Source organism: Polyangiaceae bacterium, from assembly GCA_015075635.1.
Taxonomy (GTDB): domain Bacteria; phylum Myxococcota_A; class Polyangia; order Polyangiales; family Polyangiaceae; genus JADJKB01.
This window is the reverse complement of record JABTUA010000002.1, coordinates 2,134,886-2,152,855: the sequence shown is the minus strand read 5'-3', so window position 1 is coordinate 2,152,855 and position 17,970 is coordinate 2,134,886. Positions and strand designations below refer to the sequence as shown.

The following is a 17,970-nucleotide window of genomic DNA, read 5'->3' as shown; positions in this document are numbered from 1 at the left end:
GCGCTTTCGCCTACATGGCGCGATGGACAATTGAATCATCGAGACAAATCGGGGACGCTACCTCCGGTGCTCGCGGGGGCGAGCCCAATCGCCGGATGTCCCAGTCCCCTCGAAACGTTCCGCCATTAGGGCAAGGCTCGGTGGTCAACGACCGCTACGAAATCCGCCAGAGCCTCGGCAAAGGTGGCATGGGCGAGGTGTTCCTCGCTTACGACCGCAGCACGCAGCAGCCGGTGGCGTTGAAGGTGGTGCGCGAGGAGTCGCGCATGCCCGGCGATGACGAAGCGCTCCGACAAGAGCTCCTGCTCGCCCGGTCGGTCAGCCACCCCAACGTGTGCCGGGTTCACGATCTGGCGCCGAGCCCGTGGGGACCGATCCTGGTTATGGAGCACATCGCCGGTCAGACGCTCCACACGCACATCCGTCGCCGCAAGGCCCAAGGTGGCTACACCTCGGACGAGTTTCGCAAGATCGCCAGCGAGGCTGCTGCCGGGCTCGCCGCGATCCACGCCCAGGGTCTGGTCCACGGGGATCTCAAGCCCGGCAACGTGATGGTGACCAACGATCGCGCCATCATCCTGGACTTCGGCTTCGCCCAGGAGCGCGCGCGGCTCAGCGCGCGTCGCCCCGGAGCACCTCCAGACGGCGGGACGCCGAACTACATGGCGCCGGAGCGGCTGCGCTCCGGCGGGGCCAGCCCCGAGGACGACATGTACGCGCTCGGGCTGACGCTCTGGGAGATGTGGACGTGTCGCGTCCCGGAGCCCGGGTACCGCCCGCGCGCCAAGCCGATGCGCTCGCAGATCATGTTCGACGTCCCGGCGGGGCTGTCGGTCGACGAGGTGAAGCAGGTCTACCGCTGCCTGGCGGAGGACCCGAACATGCGCCCGCAGGCCCGGCACGTGCGCTTCTTCAACCCGACGGCGCTCACCACCAGCCAGGTGCAGATCCCGCGCGAGCGCCTGAATCCAGGACCGCCGCTCGGCCGCCAAGCTGCGGAGTCCTTCATGCCCGGCGCCCAGGCGCTGATGTTGACCTTCGCCACGAACGCTCCCGAGGCGCCGTCCACACTGTTCTCGCTCGACAAGCCGCTGATGACCATCGGGCGTCGCAACAACCAGGACATGCTCTTGCCGGAGGCGACCGTCTCGGGCGCCCACGCCGTCATCCGCTGGCAGGCCGGCTCCTGGGTGGTGGAGGACGCCGGCAGCACCAACGGCACCTACGCGGACCACAGCTTCGATCGCAAGAAGAGCGTGGCGCTCTTGCACGGCGGCGAGGTGCAGCTGGGCGAGTGCCGCCTCAAGCTGGTGAGCTTCCAGGAGGGCTCGCCGCAGCACCAGCGCGCCAAGGCTTATCTGGGCAAGCGCGACGGACTGACCGGGTTGCTCCGTCAGGAGCACTTGGTGCGCGCGCTGAAGGACGACACCTCGTTCGCGGAGTGGGACGGAGTGCCGCTGACGGTGGCGCGCTACCACGTGCGCGGTCCCAACCGTCACGTCAGCGAGCGCCCGACCATCCTGGAGATGCTCGCGCTCAGACGCGCCGCGCAGCGGGTGATCGAGCTCACGGAGATGTTGCTCTTGAGCGTCGTCCCGGTCACCGCCGGGCTGAACGGCCCGCTGCGCTTCGCGGTGGCGATGACCGGGCCGAGCATCGACGAAGCTCGCCACGTGGTGGAGCAGGTCGTGTCCCAAGTACAGGGGCTGATGCCGGAGTCTCTGGACCTGGCGGCGACGTTGGTCAAGTGCGAACCAGGGCAGCCGGTCGAGTCGCTGCTCGAATCTTGAGTCGACGACCGCGCATCCGCGACGAGGCGCCCCGCGCTCCGCGATCGTTTCGGCGTCCGGCAGCGTCGGCGGCGGGTCGGGTCCTCGCACCCGTTCCGGCGGAGAAGTCCGTTCCGATATTCGATTCCTGGGGCCGTCGGGGCCCCGACCCCGACGGCGGCGCGCCGCAGCGGACCTCCGGAGCTGTCGCCGATGAGCGGCCGGTCATGTAGCTTGGCGGGGCATGAGCGTCCCGAGTCGCCCCTCCTTGCCCAGCGAGCCCAGCGTCAGGCGCCTCGGGGTCGGCGGCAGCGGCGGCGGCGGTGACCGTCCGTTTCGCGCGCAGCTGATCGTCGCGCTGGTGGTCGGCCTGGTCCTGCTGGCGGTTCCGCTCTACCTGTGGCGGCGGCCGAGCGGGACGGAGAACGCGCCGGTGGACGCTGGTGCTGCCGTCGACGCCCGTGCGCCGGCGCTCGATTCGGCAGCGCCCGCCCTCCCGGCGCCGGACGCCGGCGGTTCGACCGAGCGCGTGAAGCTCGGCAGCGTCCAGCGGGTGAAGTGCGGTGCTTCCGCCCGCAGCGGACAGGACGGCAGTGGCTGCGATCGGCTGCCGTTCTTCGAGGAGCAGCTCACCCGTGCGATCCGCGACAACGTCGACTGCGCGCCCAAGACCGGCAAAGAGGGCAGCGTGAACTACGTCCTGACGGTGGACTTCACCGCGCGCAAGGTCCACGTGTTTCCGGGCGCCAGCGGCAGTTGGAAGGGTCCGGCGGCCCGCAAGGCAGCCGCCTGCGTCAAGCGCGCGCTGTCGGCGCCGGACTGGGCAAGCCTCCCGCACCAGCACAAGTACTACTCGCTGGCGGTGCTCGCGACTTACCCCGCGCCGGCACCCCCAGCGCCGCCCGCGGCCTCCGCCGGACTACCGCCGACGGACGGCGGGCCGCCGCCGTTGTTCGAGTGAGGCAGCATGGCGCCGAGACGTTCCAAGAGTTTGGCGCGGCGAGCCCGCAAGTGGGCCGACCGCGCGGTGCTCTCCGCGGTGAACGGCTTCGTGTACGCCACCGAGGGCGCGGCGCGGCCGGGCAAGAACAGCGCCGCCAGCGACTTGGTCTTGTCTCGCGGCAAGCTCCGGCTCGAGCGGGTTCGTCCGATTCGCGACGTCGAATACGAGCTCGGGCCGGACGTCCACCGCATCTCCTTCGACCGGCATCCGACGCCACTGATGCTGATCCCGCCCCTGATGGTGCGGCCGTACGTTTATGACCTGCGGCCCGAGCACAGCATGGTGCGCACGCTGCGCAACGCGGGCTTCGACGTGTTCGTCGTCGATTTCGGCGTGCCCGATCGCCACGACGAGCAGGTGCGCCTCGACGACTACGTGCTCGATTACGTGCCGGCGTGCGTGGACGCCGCCCTCGGGGCGTCCGGAGCCCAAACGCTCACGCTCGCCGGTTACTGCATGGGTGGGATCTTCAGCCTCATGCACGCCGCGACTCATCGCGACGCCCGGGTTCGCAACATCGTGACCATCGGGGCGCCGGTGAACTTCACCAAGATGCGGGCCGCCTACGTCGCCTCGCGCATCGGCGCGCTGGGCATCGGCCCCTTGATGGACGTCGTCGGGAACGTGCCCGGCAAGGCCTCGTCGCTCGGGTTCAAGCTGATGAGCGGGGCTCGCGCGCTGACCAAGTGGGGCGACTTCGTCGCCAACCTCGACGACGAAGGTTTCGTCCGGTCGTTCGACGCAGTGAACACCTGGGTGAACGACCTGATCCCGTACCCGAAGGAGGCGTTCAAGCAGATGGTGCGCGAGGTGGTCAGCGGCAATCGACTGATCCGAGGGGGACTCAGCTTCGGAGACAAGCCCTGCGAGCTCTCCGCCGTCACGCAGCCGCTCCTGGCGTTCGCCGGCAGGAGCGACAACATCGCCACTCCGCAGGCGACCGCGGCCATCATCGACCTGGTGGCGTCCACCGACAAGTCGCTGGTGCCGGTGTCCGGCGGACACGTCGGCGTCGTCGCCGGCTCGGCGGCCCCAGAAGAGGTCTGGCAACCGATGATCGACTGGCTCCTGCCGCGCTCGCGCAGACCCGCATGACAGCGCCGAGCGAGCGGGGTAAGCCTCCCCGAGCATGAGCGAACCGGCCATCGTCACCGTCGACCTCGCCGACCTCGACTCCGGCGAACCGGCGCTCGCCCTGCGGGCGGCCAGCGCGATTCGTCAGGGCTTCGGCGTCTACGGGCTGGTTTACCTGAAGAACCACGGCGTCGATCCGGCGCTCCTCGATCGGCTGTACGACGCGTTCACGGCGTTCACGGCGCGCCCGGAGGCAGAGAAGCGGAAGCTGTGCCGCGCCGATCTGTGGTTTCAGCGCGGCTGGACGCCGCCGAACACCGAGCAGGCCGTGGTGTCCAGCGCCCAGCCCGACTTCAAGGAGTGCTACTTCGCGGCGCCGCTGCCGTCGCACACCGAGATGAAGCTCCAGTATCCCCAGATCCATGCGGACAACATCTGGCCCGAGGGCGACGGCGAGCTGCGCGAGCCCTGCTTGGAGGTCGGTCGCCAGCTGCACCGCGCCGGCCAGCGCTTGCTCGTCGGGGCCGCGTTGGCGCTCCGGCTCGCCTCTGACGAGCTGTCGAGCCGGGCCGAGGGCGGCCCCCACGTGTTCCGCCTACTGCGCTACTTGCCCCTCCGCCCGGAGCAAGTCGGGACGAAGATCGTCTGGGGTGAAGAGCACACCGACTTCAACCTGCTCACGCTCTTACCTGGGGGACAGTTCCGCGATCCGGAAGGGCGACGCTGTCCGCCGCCGGACGACGCCTCGGGTCTGTTCCTGCGCACCCGGCCGAGCGCGGAGCACCCGACCGGCGTCAAGGTGCGCGGCGTGGCCCCGCCCGGCTGCATCGTCGCTCAGGTGGGACAGGCCTTCGAGATCCTGACGGGCGGCGCGTTCCTGGCCACGCCCCACGTGATCACGGCGCCGAGCACGCCAGGTTACACGCGCCTCTCGGCAGCGCACTTCGTGCACCTGCACAGCCACCAGATGTTGTTCCCGCTGCCGGCGTTCCGCACCGAGCGCGCCATCGTCGACTACAGCCCGCCGGTGCTCGCAGGCACCTACGCGCTCAAGACGCTGGTCGACATCAAGCTCGCGCCTCCGGAGGCCGTCGACCGGCTGGGCTACCGCCACTACGACCGCCTGAGCTCGCTCCGGCACAGCGAGAAGCGCGGGCGCGAGATCGGTTGAGCTCCGTGGGCGCCTTCGCCGCGTTTCGGGCCAGGGCGCATTTCCCGTCCCTGGACGGCCTGCGCTGCCTCAGCATCTTGCCCGTGGTGTGGCATCACTCGACGCCGCGTCCGCTCGAAGGCGTGCTGGGCAAAGGGCCGCTGGGGGTTCACTTGTTCTTCGCCATCAGCGGTTTCTTGATCACCACGCTGCTCTTGCGCGAGCGGGACAGCCGCGGCGAGGTCGCACTTCGGAAGTTCTACCTGCGCCGGGCGCTCCGCATCTTCCCGCTCTACTACTTGGTGCTGGGCATCTACGCGCTCAGAGCTTGGCTCTTCCTCCCGGATTCGCCGCTCCGGGAGCACTTCTTCCGCAGCCTGCCGTATTACGCGACCTACACCGGCAACTGGTTCGTGGACTACGGCGTGCCCCATCCGGTCGTCTTCGGCTTCTCGTGGTCCTTGGCGACCGAGGCGCAGTTCTACCTGCTGTGGCCGCCGGTGGTGGCGCTCGCGCGCGGCTGGAAGCTCCCGACCGCGTTCATGCTGGGCCTGTTCGCGCTGGACTTCGGGACCGAGAGCGGCTGGCTCAGAGGCGTGTTCGGGGCGGAAGGCGCGGCCGTGCAGATCGTGACCAGCCTGTCGGCTCCCATCTGCCTGGGCTCGCTCCTGGCGCTGGGCCTGCATCACCAGCGGTCCTTTCGCCTGCTGGGTCTGCTGCTCGGGACGAAGCTCGGCGCGCCACTCGCGCTCTTCGGTCTCGCCGCCAGCGTCGCCGTCGACGCGCCGCTGCTGTTGATCCACGTGGCGATGGTGCTCCTGGTGGGAGCGGTCTCGGTTCGGCCAGATCATGGGCTCACGTGCGTCTTGGACGCTCGCCTGCCAGGCTACGTGGGGGAGGTGAGCTACGGCGTGTACCTGTTCCACGTCTCGGTGATCACGGTGAGCAAGTGGCTCCTGCCGGGGGCGAGCGCGTCGGTATTGTTCGTGCTCGCGTCGCTCGGCAGCGTGGCGGTGGCCGCGCTGTCCTACCGCTGGTTCGAGGGTCCGTTCCTCCGGCTTGCGGCGCGGCTCAGGCGAGAGGGAGCGAAGGTGGCTGCCGCGCTCACGGTCCTGGTCTTGCTGCTTCTGGGCAGCGGAGCCGCGCGCGCGGACACCTTTGGAGCACAGGCCCACTGGCTGCGCGGCTCGACGCACGTGCACCGGCTCAAGCTCGCGCCCAGCTTCGGGAGCTCGAAGCCCGCCGAGCTCGACGGCGAGCGCCCCAGGCTCTGGGGCTACGGCAGGCTCTCCGGAGTGAGCCTCCGCTTCGACGCTCTCTTCGGCTCGACCCGCGCCGGCGGCGGCCTGTCGTTCTTCGGTGTCGACGACGTCTCGGTGCACACGTCGGGCGGGACCAGCGTGCGAGCCACTGCGATCTGGGGCAGCAGCGCCGAGCTCTTCGTGGGGCAGGAGATCGGCCAAGGTCCCGTGTACCCGTACCTCGACCTGCGCGGCAGCTTCTCGCTGCTGCGGGCCGAGCTCGAGACCGCGACGGGCACGGCCGCCCAGTACCAGGCGTTTCGCCCCGGACTCGGGCCGCGCTTCGGCGTGTTGATCCCGATCGGACACTCCAGCGTGGTGGACGTGGCGATCTACCGGCGGCTCGTGGGCGGCGTGGAGGACACGACCATTGCGGTCGGCGTCGGCTTCTGGGAAAACGACCGCACCGACGACTTCTCGCAGTACCTGCGTGGCCACCGCTGGCGCGGCCAGATCTGATCCAGGTCCTCAGTTCTGCGACGCCGGCATCGCCATCGGGGCGCGGTCGGCGCAGCTCGACGCCGCCGACCACTCCTGGAACTGGATGGCCACCGTCGGGTAGGTGGCGCTGGACCAGAAGTTGCCCCACGGTACGCTGCCCGCCCCGCAGCCCGTCCCGGCGCTGCCGCACTCGCAGGTGGGCGCGCCCGTGTGGACCTTGGAGACCTGGAAGTGCAGGTGGACGCCCGTGGACCAGCCCGTGGTCCCCGCCTTCGCCAGCGCCTGACCTTGCTGCACCGTCGCGCCGCAGGTCACGCCCGACTGAAGCGTCATCCCGCCCAGGTGCAGGTACGTCCCCTGGGTCCCGTCGCCGTGATCGATGACGATGAAGTTCGCCTGGTTGACGCAGGAGCTGGAGCCACAGCCCGAGGTCGAGTTGATCTTGAGGTGCGTGATGGTGCCGCCGCGCGCCGCCGCGACCGTGAACGCGGTGCCGTTGGCGAAGTCCCAGGCGTACTTGTGGTCGCCGACGTGGTCGTTGCAGCAGGGATCGTTGCAGTCCTGCGTCAGCGTCATGGAGACCCCCGCCTTCCACGGCAGCTTGTAGCCCCCGGGCGAGGTGGTCGTCTTGCAATGGTCCGCCGTGCCGGCGGCTTCGACGACGCAGCCGTTGGGGCAAGGCGTGGAGCTGGTCGGCGGCTTGTTCGCGCCCGGGCACTGGTAGAGCGTGTTCGCGTCCGCGTCCTTCATCATGTCGTTGCCGCAGTACGCGCCGGCCTGCGTGCCGAGACAGATGGGGCTGCCGGGGGTGCCCCCGGAGCCACCGGTGTTGCCGGTGTTGCCGCTGCCGCCACTGCCGCCGGTGTTGCCGCTGCCGCCACTGCCGCCGGTGTTGCCGCTGCCGCCGCTGCCGCCGGTGTTGCCGCTGCCGCCGGCGTTGCCGGTGTTGCCGCTGCCGCCGGCGCCGCCGCCGGCGGCCCCACCGCCGCCTGCCGCGCCCGCGCTGCCGCCGCTGCTCTGGCCGGAAGCTCCGCCGGCCCAGCTGCCGCCGTTGCCCACGCCGCTCGAGCCGCCGCCGCCCGAGGCGACACCGCCGCCCCCGATCACGCCGCCTTCTTCGTCACTCCCGCCGGCGCACGCGACGGCGGACACGCACATCAGCGCCGCGCTCACACCCAGCCAAGCCCTGCTCATGGTGAACAGGATGGCCGAGGAGGGCAGGGACGCGCAATCCGGGCGATGGCGGAGGGGCCGTTCACAGTGCGGCTTCGTAGATTTCCAGGATCTCGCCCGGGTACGCGGGCCTCCGGGCAGCCGCCAGGTTCGCGATGTCCACGAAGGCGACCTCCGCACAAGCGGCGAGATCGCTCGCCGGCACGCCGACCTCGGCCAGGCTTGTCGGGTGATCGCAGGCGCGGAGCAGCTCGGCCACGGCATCGGCCGCCTTGGGTGCCGCGTCGGCGGCGGAGAGCCCGGCCGTGTCCACGCCCAGAGCCCGCGCGACCTCCAGCAAGCGCTCGTGCGTCACCCGCGCGCCGGCGTGAAAGCGCAGCACGTGCGGGAGCAGGATGCCGTTGCCCGTGCCGTGCGGCACGCCGTGGCGTGCGCCCAGCGTGTGGCTCATGCCGTGCACCAGCCCTACCTGAGCGCTCGAGATGGCCCAGCCCGCCAGCGTGGCTGCGCTCTGCATCTCCGCACGGGCTCCGAGATCGTCGCCGTGCTTGACCACCCGTGCCAGGTTCTTCGCGATCAGCCGAATGGCGTGCAGCGCCTGGGCGTCCGCCATTGGGTTGCTCTGTTTGCTCGTGAAGGCCTCGATGGCGTGGGTCAGGGCGTCCATGCCGGTGGCGGCGGTGAGGCGCGGCGGCAGGCCCACGGTCAGCGTGGGATCGAGCACCGCCAGGTTCGGCGTGATGAAGCGGTCCACGATGTACGTCTTGATGCGCAGCGAGTGGTTCTTGATCACCGCCGCGCTGGTCACCTCGCTGCCGGTGCCGGCGGTGGTGGGCACGGCGACGTGGAAGAGCTGCGGCTCGGTCAAGTGGTGCAGGCCGAGGGTCTCGATGGCGCGCAGGTCGCTGGCCAGCGCGACCGACACCGCCTTCGCGGTGTCGATGACGCTGCCGCCGCCGAGCGAGAGCACCGCATCCACGCGATGCTCCCGGCCCAGGGCTGCCGCGCGGTCGATCACCTCGAGGCCCGAGTCCTGCGGGATCTCCGCGAACACCGCCGCGATGCGTTCCCCCAGCACGGCCTCGAGCCGCGCGTACAAGCCTGCCGCCATCACGCCCGCGTCGGTGAGCACCAGCACGCGGGACTTGCCCTCTTGGGTGAGCTCAGAATGCAGTCGCGCCAGGCTGCCCGGCCCGGACACGATGCGCGTGGTTGGCTCGTAGTCGAAGGAGAGCGTCCGCGGCCGCTTGACCAGGAGCTTGTGCCCGAGCTTGGCGTTCGGGTCGAGCTGCGCTCCGACGTGGACGTGCTTGACCTCGGTGTACTCGGCCAGGCCGTGGTGGCCCATCTCGCGGCCCACCCCGCTCTCCTTGTAGCCGCCGAAGGGAGCGTGCTCGTGGAACACGTGCCAGTCGTTGATCCAGACCGTGCCGGTGCGGAGCTCTCGGGCGATGCGCTCCGCGCGGCCCAGGTCGCGGCTCCAGACGCCGCCCCCCAGGCCGTAGCGAGAGTCGTTGGCGATGGAGATGGCCTCCGCTTCGTCGCGGTATCGCAGCACCGAGAGCACCGGGCCGAAGATCTCCTCCCGGGCGATGGCCATGCCGTTGTCCACGTCGGCGAAGATCGTCGGCTTCACGAAGAAGCCGTCGAAGCCCGGCACCTCGGCTCGTTCGCCGCCCAGGACCAGGCGCGCGCCGTCGCGCTTGCCCAGCTCCACGTAGCGCTCGATGGTCTCGCGTTGCCGGGCGTTCACCACGGGTCCGATGCGCGTGCGTGGATCGAGTTGGTAGCCGACGCTGAGCTCCCGAGCCCGGCGCGCCAGCTCCTCCAGGAAGCGATCGTGCAGGCTGTCGGGGAGCAGGAGCCGCGTGCCGGACTCGCAGACTTGCCCGGTGTGCAAGAAGGTGGCGAAGAGGGCGCCGTCCACCGCCAGATCCAGATCGGCGTCGTCGAGCACGATGTTGGCGCTCTTGCCGCCGAGCTCGAGCGACACGCGCTTCAGGCTGTCCGCGCAGGTCTTCAGCACCTCCTTGCCGACGCTCGTGCTGCCGGTGAAGGCGACGCGATCGACGTCGGGGTGACGGCACAGGAGCTGTCCCGCTTCGCGTCCCGGCGCGACGACCACGTTGACGACGCCGGCTGGGATGCGCGTCTTCTGCACCAGCTTGCCCAGGGCGAGGGCCGACAGCGGCGTCTCGGGAGACGGCTTGAGCACGATGGTGTTGCCAGTGCAGAGCGCCATGCCGAGCTTCCACACCGCCATCAGGAGCGGGAAGTTCCAGGGGATGATCGCCGCGCACACGCCGATGGGCTCGCGGCGCACGCTGTTGGAAGCGGGGAAGAACGGGCTCTTGCCGGGCACGCGCTCGGTCCAGGGAAACTGGTGGGCGGCGTAGCGCGCCGTCTCGCGCAGGAAGCGAGCACCCTGGAACACGTCGCTGCCCGTGCGCGCGACCAGGCCACCGGAGTCGAGCGCCTCGAGCAGCGCGAGCTCGGCGATGCTGGCCTGGATCAGATCCGCGAGCTCCATCACGCGGGCCGCGCGCTCGACGGGATCGAGCGCGCTCCATTCGCCGGAGTCGAAGGCCCTCCGCGCCGCCATGACGGCGTCGTCGATTTCGCCCTCTCCGGCCGAGGCGACGGTCGCGATGGGGCTTCCGGTGCCGGGGTCCAGGGTCTCGAAGCGCGCGCCGTCGCGGGCATCGACGAGCTCTCCGCCGATGAACAAGCGGTGGTGGTCCATGACTCTGAGCTACCTCACCGGGTCACGGCCTGACAAGCGCGGGCGGCGGTGGTAGTCGTCGCCGCGCATGGCAACCCAGGCAGAGCGCACCCCGAGCTCCGAGCTGGCAGAGGTGAATCGCCTGAACCTGAGCTGGCTCGTGTGGCTGCGTTGGGCCAGCATCGCCGGTCAGTCCGCGACCATCCTGGGCGTGCACTTCGCCATGGCCGTGCCGCTGCCGCTGGCTCCCCTCGCAGCCATCGTGGCGGTCGAGGTGCTGACCAACGTCGCGTGTGCGCTCTGGCTGCGCAGAGACCCCGTGGTTCGAGAGCGCGGCATCGCGCTCCTGATCGCCCTCGACCTCCTGCTCTTCACCGGGCTCCTGTACCTGACCGGGGGACCCACCAATCCCTTCAGCTCGCTCTACCTGATCCACCTGGCTCTGGCTGCGCTGGCGGTGGGTGCGCGCTACACCTGGGCGCTCGTCGGGTTGACCTTGGCGTGCTCCGCGGCGCTGTTCCTCGGACACGTGCCGCTCGAGATGGGCGGCCACGACCACGCCGCGATGGGGCACTACGGCATGCACCTGAAGGGCATGTGGGTTGCGCTGGGGGTGTCCGCCTGCTTCATCGTCTACTTCCTGGATCGGCTGAAGCGAGCGCTCGTGGAGCGCGAGCTGGAGCTCCGGCGTGCGCGGGAGCGCACGGCGCGCCAGGAGCGGCTGGCCGGGCTGGCGGCGCTGGCGGCGGGCGCTGCTCACGAGCTGGCGTCGCCCCTCGCCACCATCGCCGTCGTCGCCAAGGAGCTCGAGCGGAGCCTCGCCCAGGAGCCCGACGCTCGGCGCTCCGAAGACGCTCGCCTGATCCGCAGCGAGGTCGGCCGCTGCAGCGACATCCTGGCGGAGCTGGCGGTGGACGCGGGGCAGGCTCGGGGCGAGCCGCCGAGCCGCGTCGGCGTGCGCGAGCTCGTGGCGGCGCTGACCAAGAGCGTCGGCGACGATCCTCGGGTGTCGGTCGAGCTCGCGCCCGAGGTGGCGGAGCGCCAGCTGGAGCTGCGCACGCGCCTGTTCACCCGTGCGCTCAAGAGCGTGCTCGACAACGCCCTCGACGCCAGCGGCGCGGACGGTAAGGTCCGGCTCGGCTGCGACTACCGCCAAGGCCGACTCTCGGTCGAGGTGAGCGACGACGGCCCGGGAATGGATCCCGACGTCAGAGCCCGCGCGCTCGATCCCTTCTTCAGCACCAAGCCCGAGGGCCAGGGCATGGGGCTCGGGCTGTTCTTGGCCGCCAGCGTCGCGGAGCAGCTCGGGGGGGAGCTGACTCTCGTATCCGAGACAGGGAGAGGCACCCGCGTGACCGTCGAGGTACCCGCATGAACGAGCATGAAGACCGCCAGAGCATCCTGATCGTGGACGACGACGAGGTGCTTCAGAAACGCCTGGTGCGCGCCTTCGCCGATCGCGGCTTCGATGCCCGCGGCGCCGGCGGCTTCGACGAGGCCGTGCGGCTCGCCGAGGCAGATCCGCCGGAGCTCTGCGTCGTGGATCTGCGCATGCCCGGGCGAGGGGGCCTCGAGCTGCTCACGGAGCTCAAGCGGATCGAGCCCCACACCGAGGTGGTGGTGCTCACCGGCTACGGCAGCATCGCCACGGCCATCGACGCCGTCCGGCTCGGCGCGGTGTACTTCCTGCCCAAGCCCGCCGACGCAGACGACATCTTGGCGGCGTTCGACCGCGGTCGCGCCCCGCCCTCCACGGACTCGGGGGAGGTCGCGGCGCCTTCCCTGGCACGCGCGGAGTGGGAGCACATCCAGCGCATCTTGACCGACACCGGGGGCAACATCTCCGAGACCGCCCGCCGTCTGGGCATCCATCGCCGCTCGCTCCAGCGCAAGCTGCACAAATTGCCGCCCTGGAAGTGAGCTGCTGCGGCATTTCGTCGCAGCCTGTCGCCCGTCAGCTGCGACAACGCGCCGCACCGCCGGGGCGGGCCAGCCGCGCTACGAAAGGGGGCATGTCGTCCCTGAAGTTGGGCCTGCTCCTCGCCTCGCTCGCGCTCGGCGCCTGCAGCAGCCAGAGCGAGCCGGGCAGCGAGAGTCTCGCCGGCGTCAGCTCGGAGAAGGGCGCGTTCATCGCCACCTTCTCCCCCGAGCCGAACCCGCCCAAGACGGGGGAGAACGCCCTCGCGATCTCGCTCGCCGGCGCCGATGGCGCGGCGATTACGGGCGCGGCGCTGCAAGTCGAGCCCTGGATGCCGGCCCATGGACACGGTACGTCGTACGAGCCCGTCGTCAGCGAGCTCGGCGACGGCGAGTACCGCGCGGAGAAGATCGACTTCATGATGCCGGGGCACTGGGAGCTCCGCATCGCGGTGACCGCTGGTGAGACGCGCGACGGCTTCGTGGTGTCTTACGAGGTGAAGTAGGCCCGCGAGGAGCCAGCGTGAGCAGGATCCTGACGTCCTTGGGGGTCGTCGCGGCGCTCCTCTCGGGAGCCCGGTCGGCGGCCGCGCAGGCCTGCTGCACGGCCACTGGCTCGAGCGAGCTCGGCGTGGTGGGGCGCTGCCACTTCGGGGTCATCGCGTCGCAGCTCGGCTACGACCGAGGGTTCGGCAGCTTCGACGCCGATGGCAGGTACGAAGAGCTCGAGGGCGCGGAGGTGGACGACGTGGTCTTGACCCTCGCCGGGGGCGTGCGCCTCGGCACGCCGGCGCTGCAGGTCCACGGCACGCTGCCCCTCCGGATGCAGTACCGCGAGCTCGCCGGGCTCACGGCGGCGACGCGCTTCGGCGCGGGCGACGCCTCCCTGGGGTTCCGAGCCATGCTGCTCGAGGACCTGGTCGCGGGCATCGACCTCTCGGAGCCCGAGACCCTCCTGCCCTTCGTCGAGCCGTTCCTCGGCGTGCGTTTCCCGACGGGTCGCGCCGCCAGTGACTCCGAGACCCCGACGCAAGCCGACGTGATGGGCGACGGAGCCTGGACGCTGCTCGGCGGCGCACAGGTCACGAAGTTCCTCACCCTGCACCAGGCGCTGGCGGTGACGGGTGCCTACGCTCACCGCTTCCCGCACCAGGTCTCGAGCGCGACGGGCCAGACCCGGCGCTACTCACCGGGTGACGAGATCGACGCGAAGCTCTCGTACGTGAACGTGCTCGACCTGTTCTGGTCGTTCAGCGTGTTCAGCACGGTGCGCTGGACGCTTCCCGCCGAAAGCGACGGCGACGAGATCCCGGACAGCGCCACCCGCCGCGTGCGCTTCGGCGCGGGCCTGTCTCATTACCTCACGTACCCGACCTGGCAGCTAACGGCGAGCGCGTCCTTCGATCCGCCGCTCGACGGGGTGAGCAAAAACGTCCCCTTCGCCGGTACCTCGGCAGCGCTGGGCCTTCAAAGGAACTTCACGTACTGATGTCCCGTCGCTCTGCGCTCCTGGTCTCCTTGGCGCTGGTCGCCTGCGCGAGCCGCTCCGGCTCGGGCCCGAGCGACGCGCAGCTCAGCGCCGCGCGCAAGGCCGCTCCCGCCGGCGCCAAGGTCTTCGCGTTGTACTGCTCCTCGTGCCACGGCGAGCACGGCGACGCCCCGTTCGCTCCGGCGGCGATGGGCAAGCAGGCTCTCAGGCGGCGACCCGGCCTGGAGAACGGCCTCGACCTGTTCCGCTACGTGAAGGCCCGGATGCCGCCGGGGGACAAGGCCGGCAGTCTGTCCGAAGAGCAATACTGGGCGGTCACGGAGTACATGCTGCGGGTGCAGGAGCGCCCGCTGCAGGAGCCGTTCGACGCCACGACGGCCCCGAGCGTGCGGCTCGAATGAAGCTCTGTCGAAAATTGGCCGGCCGATCGCCGGCGAAGCCGGCCCGCGTGGGGTGGGGCCCCAACGAATTCACTTCGTTGGGGCGGGGAGGCGCGTGCCTCCCGATGAAAAAGTGAAAGAGCTGTCGATTCTTTGACAGCTCTTGAGCTCAGGCTGGGTCCACGTACGGCTCGAGCTCGATGTGGACCGGCTCGACGTTCCAGATCTCTTTGGCGTACTGCCGGATGGTGCGATCGCTGGAGAACGTGCCAGAGTGGGCGATGTTCTTCACGACCATGCGCATCCAACCGGCTCGATCGGCGTAGCCCCGCTCCACTCGCGCCTGGCACGCGAGGTAGTCGGCGAAGTCCGCCGCGATCAGGTAGGGATCGTGCTGTCGCACGTAGCTCACGACGTCTCGGTAGAGCTCCGGTTCGTCGGGTGAGAAGAAGCCGCTGTCGAGCAGCTCGAGGGCGCCCGCCAGCTCCTCGCACGCCTCGATGTGCGGGCGCGGATCGTGACCGGCGGCGTAGGTCGCCGCCGCTTGCTCCGCGGTCAGCCCGAACAAGAAGAAGTTCTCCGCGCCCACTTGCTCGCGGATCTCGACGTTCGCGCCGTCCAGCGTGCCGATGGTGAGCGCGCCGTTCATCTGGAACTTCATGTTCCCCGTGCCCGACGCCTCCTTGCCGGCGGTGCTGATCTGCTCCGACAGGTTCGCGGCAGGGATGATGCGCTCCGCCCGCGAGACGCTGTAGTTCGGGACGAACACGCAGGCCAGGCGTCCAGCGACCGCGGGGTCCGCGTTCACGACCGAAGCGACGTCGTTGATCAGGCGGATGTGCTTCTTGGCGCGGGCGTAGCCGGGGGCGGCCTTGCCCCCGATGATGACCGCGCGCGGCAAGATGTCGCGGCTCTCGAAGCGCAGGCGCCGGTAGAGCACGATGGCGTGCAGCGCGCACATCAGCTGGCGCTTGTACTCGTGGATACGCTTGACCTGAACGTCGAACAGCATGTCGGGGTCGAGGGAGATGCCCAGCTCGTGCTGAATCGCCCGCGCGAACGCGGCCTTGTGCTGCTGCTTGATTGCCCAGAGCTCGTCCTGGAACCCGCGATCGTCGGCGAGCTCCGTCAGCTTCTTCAGCTCGTCGAGCTCCTTCTCGAACCCTCGGCCGATGCGCTGGCCGATGGCGGCGGAGAGCGGCCGGTTGCAGCCGAGCAGCCAGCGCCGCGGGGTCACGCCGTTGGTCTTGTTGTTGAAGCGTTCGGGCCAGAGCTCGGCGAACTCCGGGAACAGCTCGCGCTTCACCAGCTCGCTGTGCAGCGCCGCGACGCCGTTCACGCTGTGGCAGCCCACGACCGCCAGGTTGGCCATGCGGATCTGGCGAGGCGGCCCCTCGTCGATCAGCGAGAGGCGGCGCTTCTTCTCGTCGTCGCCGGGCCAGCGCACGTGCACCTGGCGCAGGAAGCGATGGTTGATCTCGTAGATGATCTGCAGGTGTCGGGGCAGGACGCGCTCGAACAGCTCCACGGGCCACTTCTCCAGCGCCTCCGGCAGGAGCGTGTGGTTGGTATAGGCGAGCGTCTTCTGCGTCAGCTCCCAGGCGCGCTCCCAGGGCAGTCCCTCTCGGTCCAGCAAGACGCGCATCAGCTCCGCGACGGCGATGGCCGGGTGCGTGTCGTTCAGCTGGATGGCGGCCTTGTTCGGAAGCTCGTCGAGGGTGGTGTGGAGCTTCTTGTAGCGACGCAAGATGTCGCGGATGGAGCAGGCGACGAAGAAGTACTGCTGCTTGAGCCGGAGCTCCTTGCCGGCAGGTGTCTCGTCCTTCGGGTAGAGCACCTTCGAGATGCTCTCGGAGAGCGCCTTCTCTTCGACGGCGCGCCGGTAGTCGCCGTCGTTGAACACCTCCAGGTCGAACTCCTGGGTGGCCCGCGCCGCCCAGAGGCGCAGCGTGTTCACGGTGTCGTTGCCGTGGCCCGCGATGGGGTAGTCGAATGGGACTCCGAGCACCCGCGTCCCGCCCACCCACCGCGGCGCGTAGCCGCGCTGGTCTTCGGACGCCTCGACGTGGCCGCCGAACTGGACCTCGACCGCGGTCTCTGGCCGGGCGAATTCCCAGGCGTTGCCGAACTCCAGCCAGTCGTCGGGGTGCTCGACCTGCTGGCCGTCGGCGATCTCCTGCCGGAAGATGCCGAACTCGTAGCGGATGCCGTAGCCGTAGCCGGGCAGCTCCAGCGTGGCCATCGAGTCGAGGAAACAAGCCGCGAGCCGGCCGAGACCGCCGTTGCCCAGGCCGGGGTCGCGCTCCTCGTCGAGCACGGCGTCGAGCTCGATGCCATACTCCGCGAGACCGCGCTCGGCGAAGTCGTACAGGCCCAGGTTGATCAGGTTGTTGCCCAGGAAGCGGCCCAGCAGGAACTCGGCGGAGAGGTAGTAGGCCCGCTTCGGGTCGCGCTCCTGATAGGTGCGCTGGGTCTTCATCCAGCGCCGCACCAGCCGGTCGCGCACCGTGTGAGCCAGCGCCATGTTGACGTCGAGCAGGGTGGCGGAGCGAAGATCCTTGGACTGCGTGAACGTGAGGTGGTCCAGCAGCGCCCGCTTCAGCGTCCTGGGGCTCATCCCGGTGCGGTCGTCCTCGACCTGGATCACCAGCTGCGCGTCTCTGTCGGCCATGAAGACCCTCCTCGGGCGGGGGACCGAAGATACGTCTGGCGAAGGTGCGAGTCGATAGGCCGGCTCAGACGAGCAGTCTCGATCGGTTCTCCCCGAGTCGAGCTGCGTCGCCACCACCGGCGGGGAAGTGTCTGTCCGGCCCGACCGAGCGGGGCTGCTCAGACGAGCCAGCGCAAGAGGTCGGTGCGCGAGTCGACTTCCATCTTCGACAGCACGTTGGCGACGTGAAAGCGCGCCGTGCGGTGCGTGATCCCCAGAGCCTGGGCGATGTCCGTCGTTCTCCGGCCCAAGAGCACGAGCTCGAGCACGGCGAGCTCGCGGGCCGAGAGCTTCGCGCGCTGCGCGCGCCGATCGAGGCGCGCCCGCGCGAGCCCGCTCACCACGGCGTCGGTGAGCTGGAGCACGTGCATCCGGAAGCGCCCATTGCCGAGCGGCTCCGCCAGGGCGATGCGGTAGCCCGCGCCCGGCGTGCCGAGCACGGCGATCTCGGTCTTGCTGCTCGAGCGACGAGGAGCCAGGGCAGGGCATCCCTTGCAGGGAAGCGGCTGGTTGAAGAGCGTCTCGTGGCAGCGGCCCGACCAACGCGGCGGTGCGCTCAGCACAAGCGGGTCGAAGTCCATGAGCTCGCCTCCGTCCACGGCGATCTCGTAGACCGCGGCCACGAAGCGGCCGTGCTCGCGCAGTCGAAGCTCGCTCGGGGTAGAGTCTCGACTCGGGGCCCCGGCCGCCCCCCGGCGCGTGCGGGGCGGCTTCGAGGGCTTCTTCGACGGCATGGCCCTCGATTCCCCCAGGGCTCGCGCTTCGGCACAACTGGCCTTTCGGCCAGGTACCCCCTCTCGCCTGGCCGAAAGGCCAGGTGACGCGGCCGAATCTGGCGCGC

General features: G+C 70.0%; 14 protein-coding genes. 10 read left to right on the top strand and 4 right to left on the bottom strand.

Going from position 1 to position 17,970, the window contains the following annotated elements:
- Positions 1-95 precede the first annotated feature (95 nt).
- From HS104_25860 to HS104_25840, 5 genes are all read left to right on the top strand, one after another.
- Positions 96-1,790: a protein kinase gene (locus tag HS104_25860; protein ID MBE7483390.1), complete on the top strand. Its 1,695-nt coding sequence runs from the start codon at positions 96-98 to the stop codon at positions 1,788-1,790.
- 223 nt (positions 1,791-2,013) lie between these two features.
- The gene (locus tag HS104_25855) at positions 2,014-2,730 is read left to right on the top strand and encodes a hypothetical protein (GenBank protein ID MBE7483389.1); all 717 of its coding nucleotides are present in this window, start codon (positions 2,014-2,016) and stop codon (positions 2,728-2,730) included.
- Positions 2,731-2,736: 6 nt separating this feature from the next.
- Positions 2,737-3,867: an alpha/beta fold hydrolase gene (locus tag HS104_25850; protein ID MBE7483388.1), complete on the top strand. Its 1,131-nt coding sequence runs from the start codon at positions 2,737-2,739 to the stop codon at positions 3,865-3,867.
- A gap of 34 nt (positions 3,868-3,901) precedes the next feature.
- The gene (locus HS104_25845) at positions 3,902-5,017 is read left to right on the top strand and encodes an isopenicillin N synthase family oxygenase (GenBank protein ID MBE7483387.1); all 1,116 of its coding nucleotides are present in this window, start codon (positions 3,902-3,904) and stop codon (positions 5,015-5,017) included.
- A 5-nt stretch (positions 5,018-5,022) separates the two neighbouring features.
- The gene (locus HS104_25840; protein MBE7483386.1) at positions 5,023-6,756 is read left to right on the top strand and encodes an acyltransferase; all 1,734 of its coding nucleotides are present in this window, start codon (positions 5,023-5,025) and stop codon (positions 6,754-6,756) included.
- A 9-nt stretch (positions 6,757-6,765) separates the two neighbouring features.
- Here HS104_25840 and HS104_25835 read toward each other — a convergent pair whose 3' ends face one another.
- Both HS104_25835 and HS104_25830 read right to left on the bottom strand, forming a co-directional pair.
- Positions 6,766-7,932: a M23 family metallopeptidase gene (locus HS104_25835; GenBank protein MBE7483385.1), complete on the bottom strand. Its 1,167-nt coding sequence runs from the start codon at positions 7,930-7,932 to the stop codon at positions 6,766-6,768.
- 61 nt (positions 7,933-7,993) lie between these two features.
- Complete coding sequence (locus HS104_25830; GenBank protein ID MBE7483384.1) at positions 7,994-10,654, bottom strand: aldehyde dehydrogenase family protein; 2,661 nt, start codon at positions 10,652-10,654, stop codon at positions 7,994-7,996.
- Positions 10,655-10,721: 67 nt separating this feature from the next.
- Between HS104_25830 and HS104_25825 the strand changes: the two genes are divergently transcribed.
- The 5 genes from HS104_25825 (at position 10,722) to HS104_25805 (ending at position 14,440) form a co-directional block, all read left to right on the top strand.
- Positions 10,722-12,008 carry a HAMP domain-containing histidine kinase gene (locus tag HS104_25825; protein MBE7483383.1) on the top strand — a complete coding sequence of 429 codons (1,287 nt, stop codon included), beginning with the start codon at positions 10,722-10,724 and terminating at the stop codon, positions 12,006-12,008.
- Positions 12,005-12,553 (top strand): response regulator, encoded by a 549-nt coding sequence (locus HS104_25820; protein MBE7483382.1) that lies wholly within the window; start codon positions 12,005-12,007, stop codon positions 12,551-12,553. The genes HS104_25825 and HS104_25820 overlap by 4 nt, the downstream gene beginning before the upstream one ends.
- 92 nt (positions 12,554-12,645) lie before the next feature.
- On the top strand, positions 12,646-13,056 hold the full coding sequence (locus HS104_25815; protein MBE7483381.1) for a FixH family protein: 411 nt from the start codon (positions 12,646-12,648) through the stop codon (positions 13,054-13,056).
- A 17-nt stretch (positions 13,057-13,073) separates the two neighbouring features.
- Entirely contained in the window at positions 13,074-14,039 is a 966-nt protein-coding gene (locus HS104_25810) for a hypothetical protein (GenBank protein ID MBE7483380.1), read from the top strand.
- Positions 14,039-14,440 carry a cytochrome c gene (locus HS104_25805; GenBank protein ID MBE7483379.1) on the top strand — a complete coding sequence of 134 codons (402 nt, stop codon included), beginning with the start codon at positions 14,039-14,041 and terminating at the stop codon, positions 14,438-14,440. The genes HS104_25810 and HS104_25805 overlap by 1 nt, the downstream gene beginning before the upstream one ends.
- 148 nt (positions 14,441-14,588) lie before the next feature.
- Here the strand turns inward: HS104_25805 and HS104_25800 are convergent, their stop codons facing one another.
- Together HS104_25800 and HS104_25795 are read right to left on the bottom strand one after the other, a co-directional pair.
- Positions 14,589-17,090 carry a glycogen/starch/alpha-glucan phosphorylase gene (locus tag HS104_25800; GenBank protein MBE7483378.1) on the bottom strand — a complete coding sequence of 834 codons (2,502 nt, stop codon included), beginning with the start codon at positions 17,088-17,090 and terminating at the stop codon, positions 14,589-14,591.
- 158 nt (positions 17,091-17,248) lie between these two features.
- Positions 17,249-17,863 (bottom strand): helix-turn-helix transcriptional regulator, encoded by a 615-nt coding sequence (locus HS104_25795; GenBank protein MBE7483377.1) that lies wholly within the window; start codon positions 17,861-17,863, stop codon positions 17,249-17,251.
- Positions 17,864-17,970: the final 107 nt, after the last annotated feature.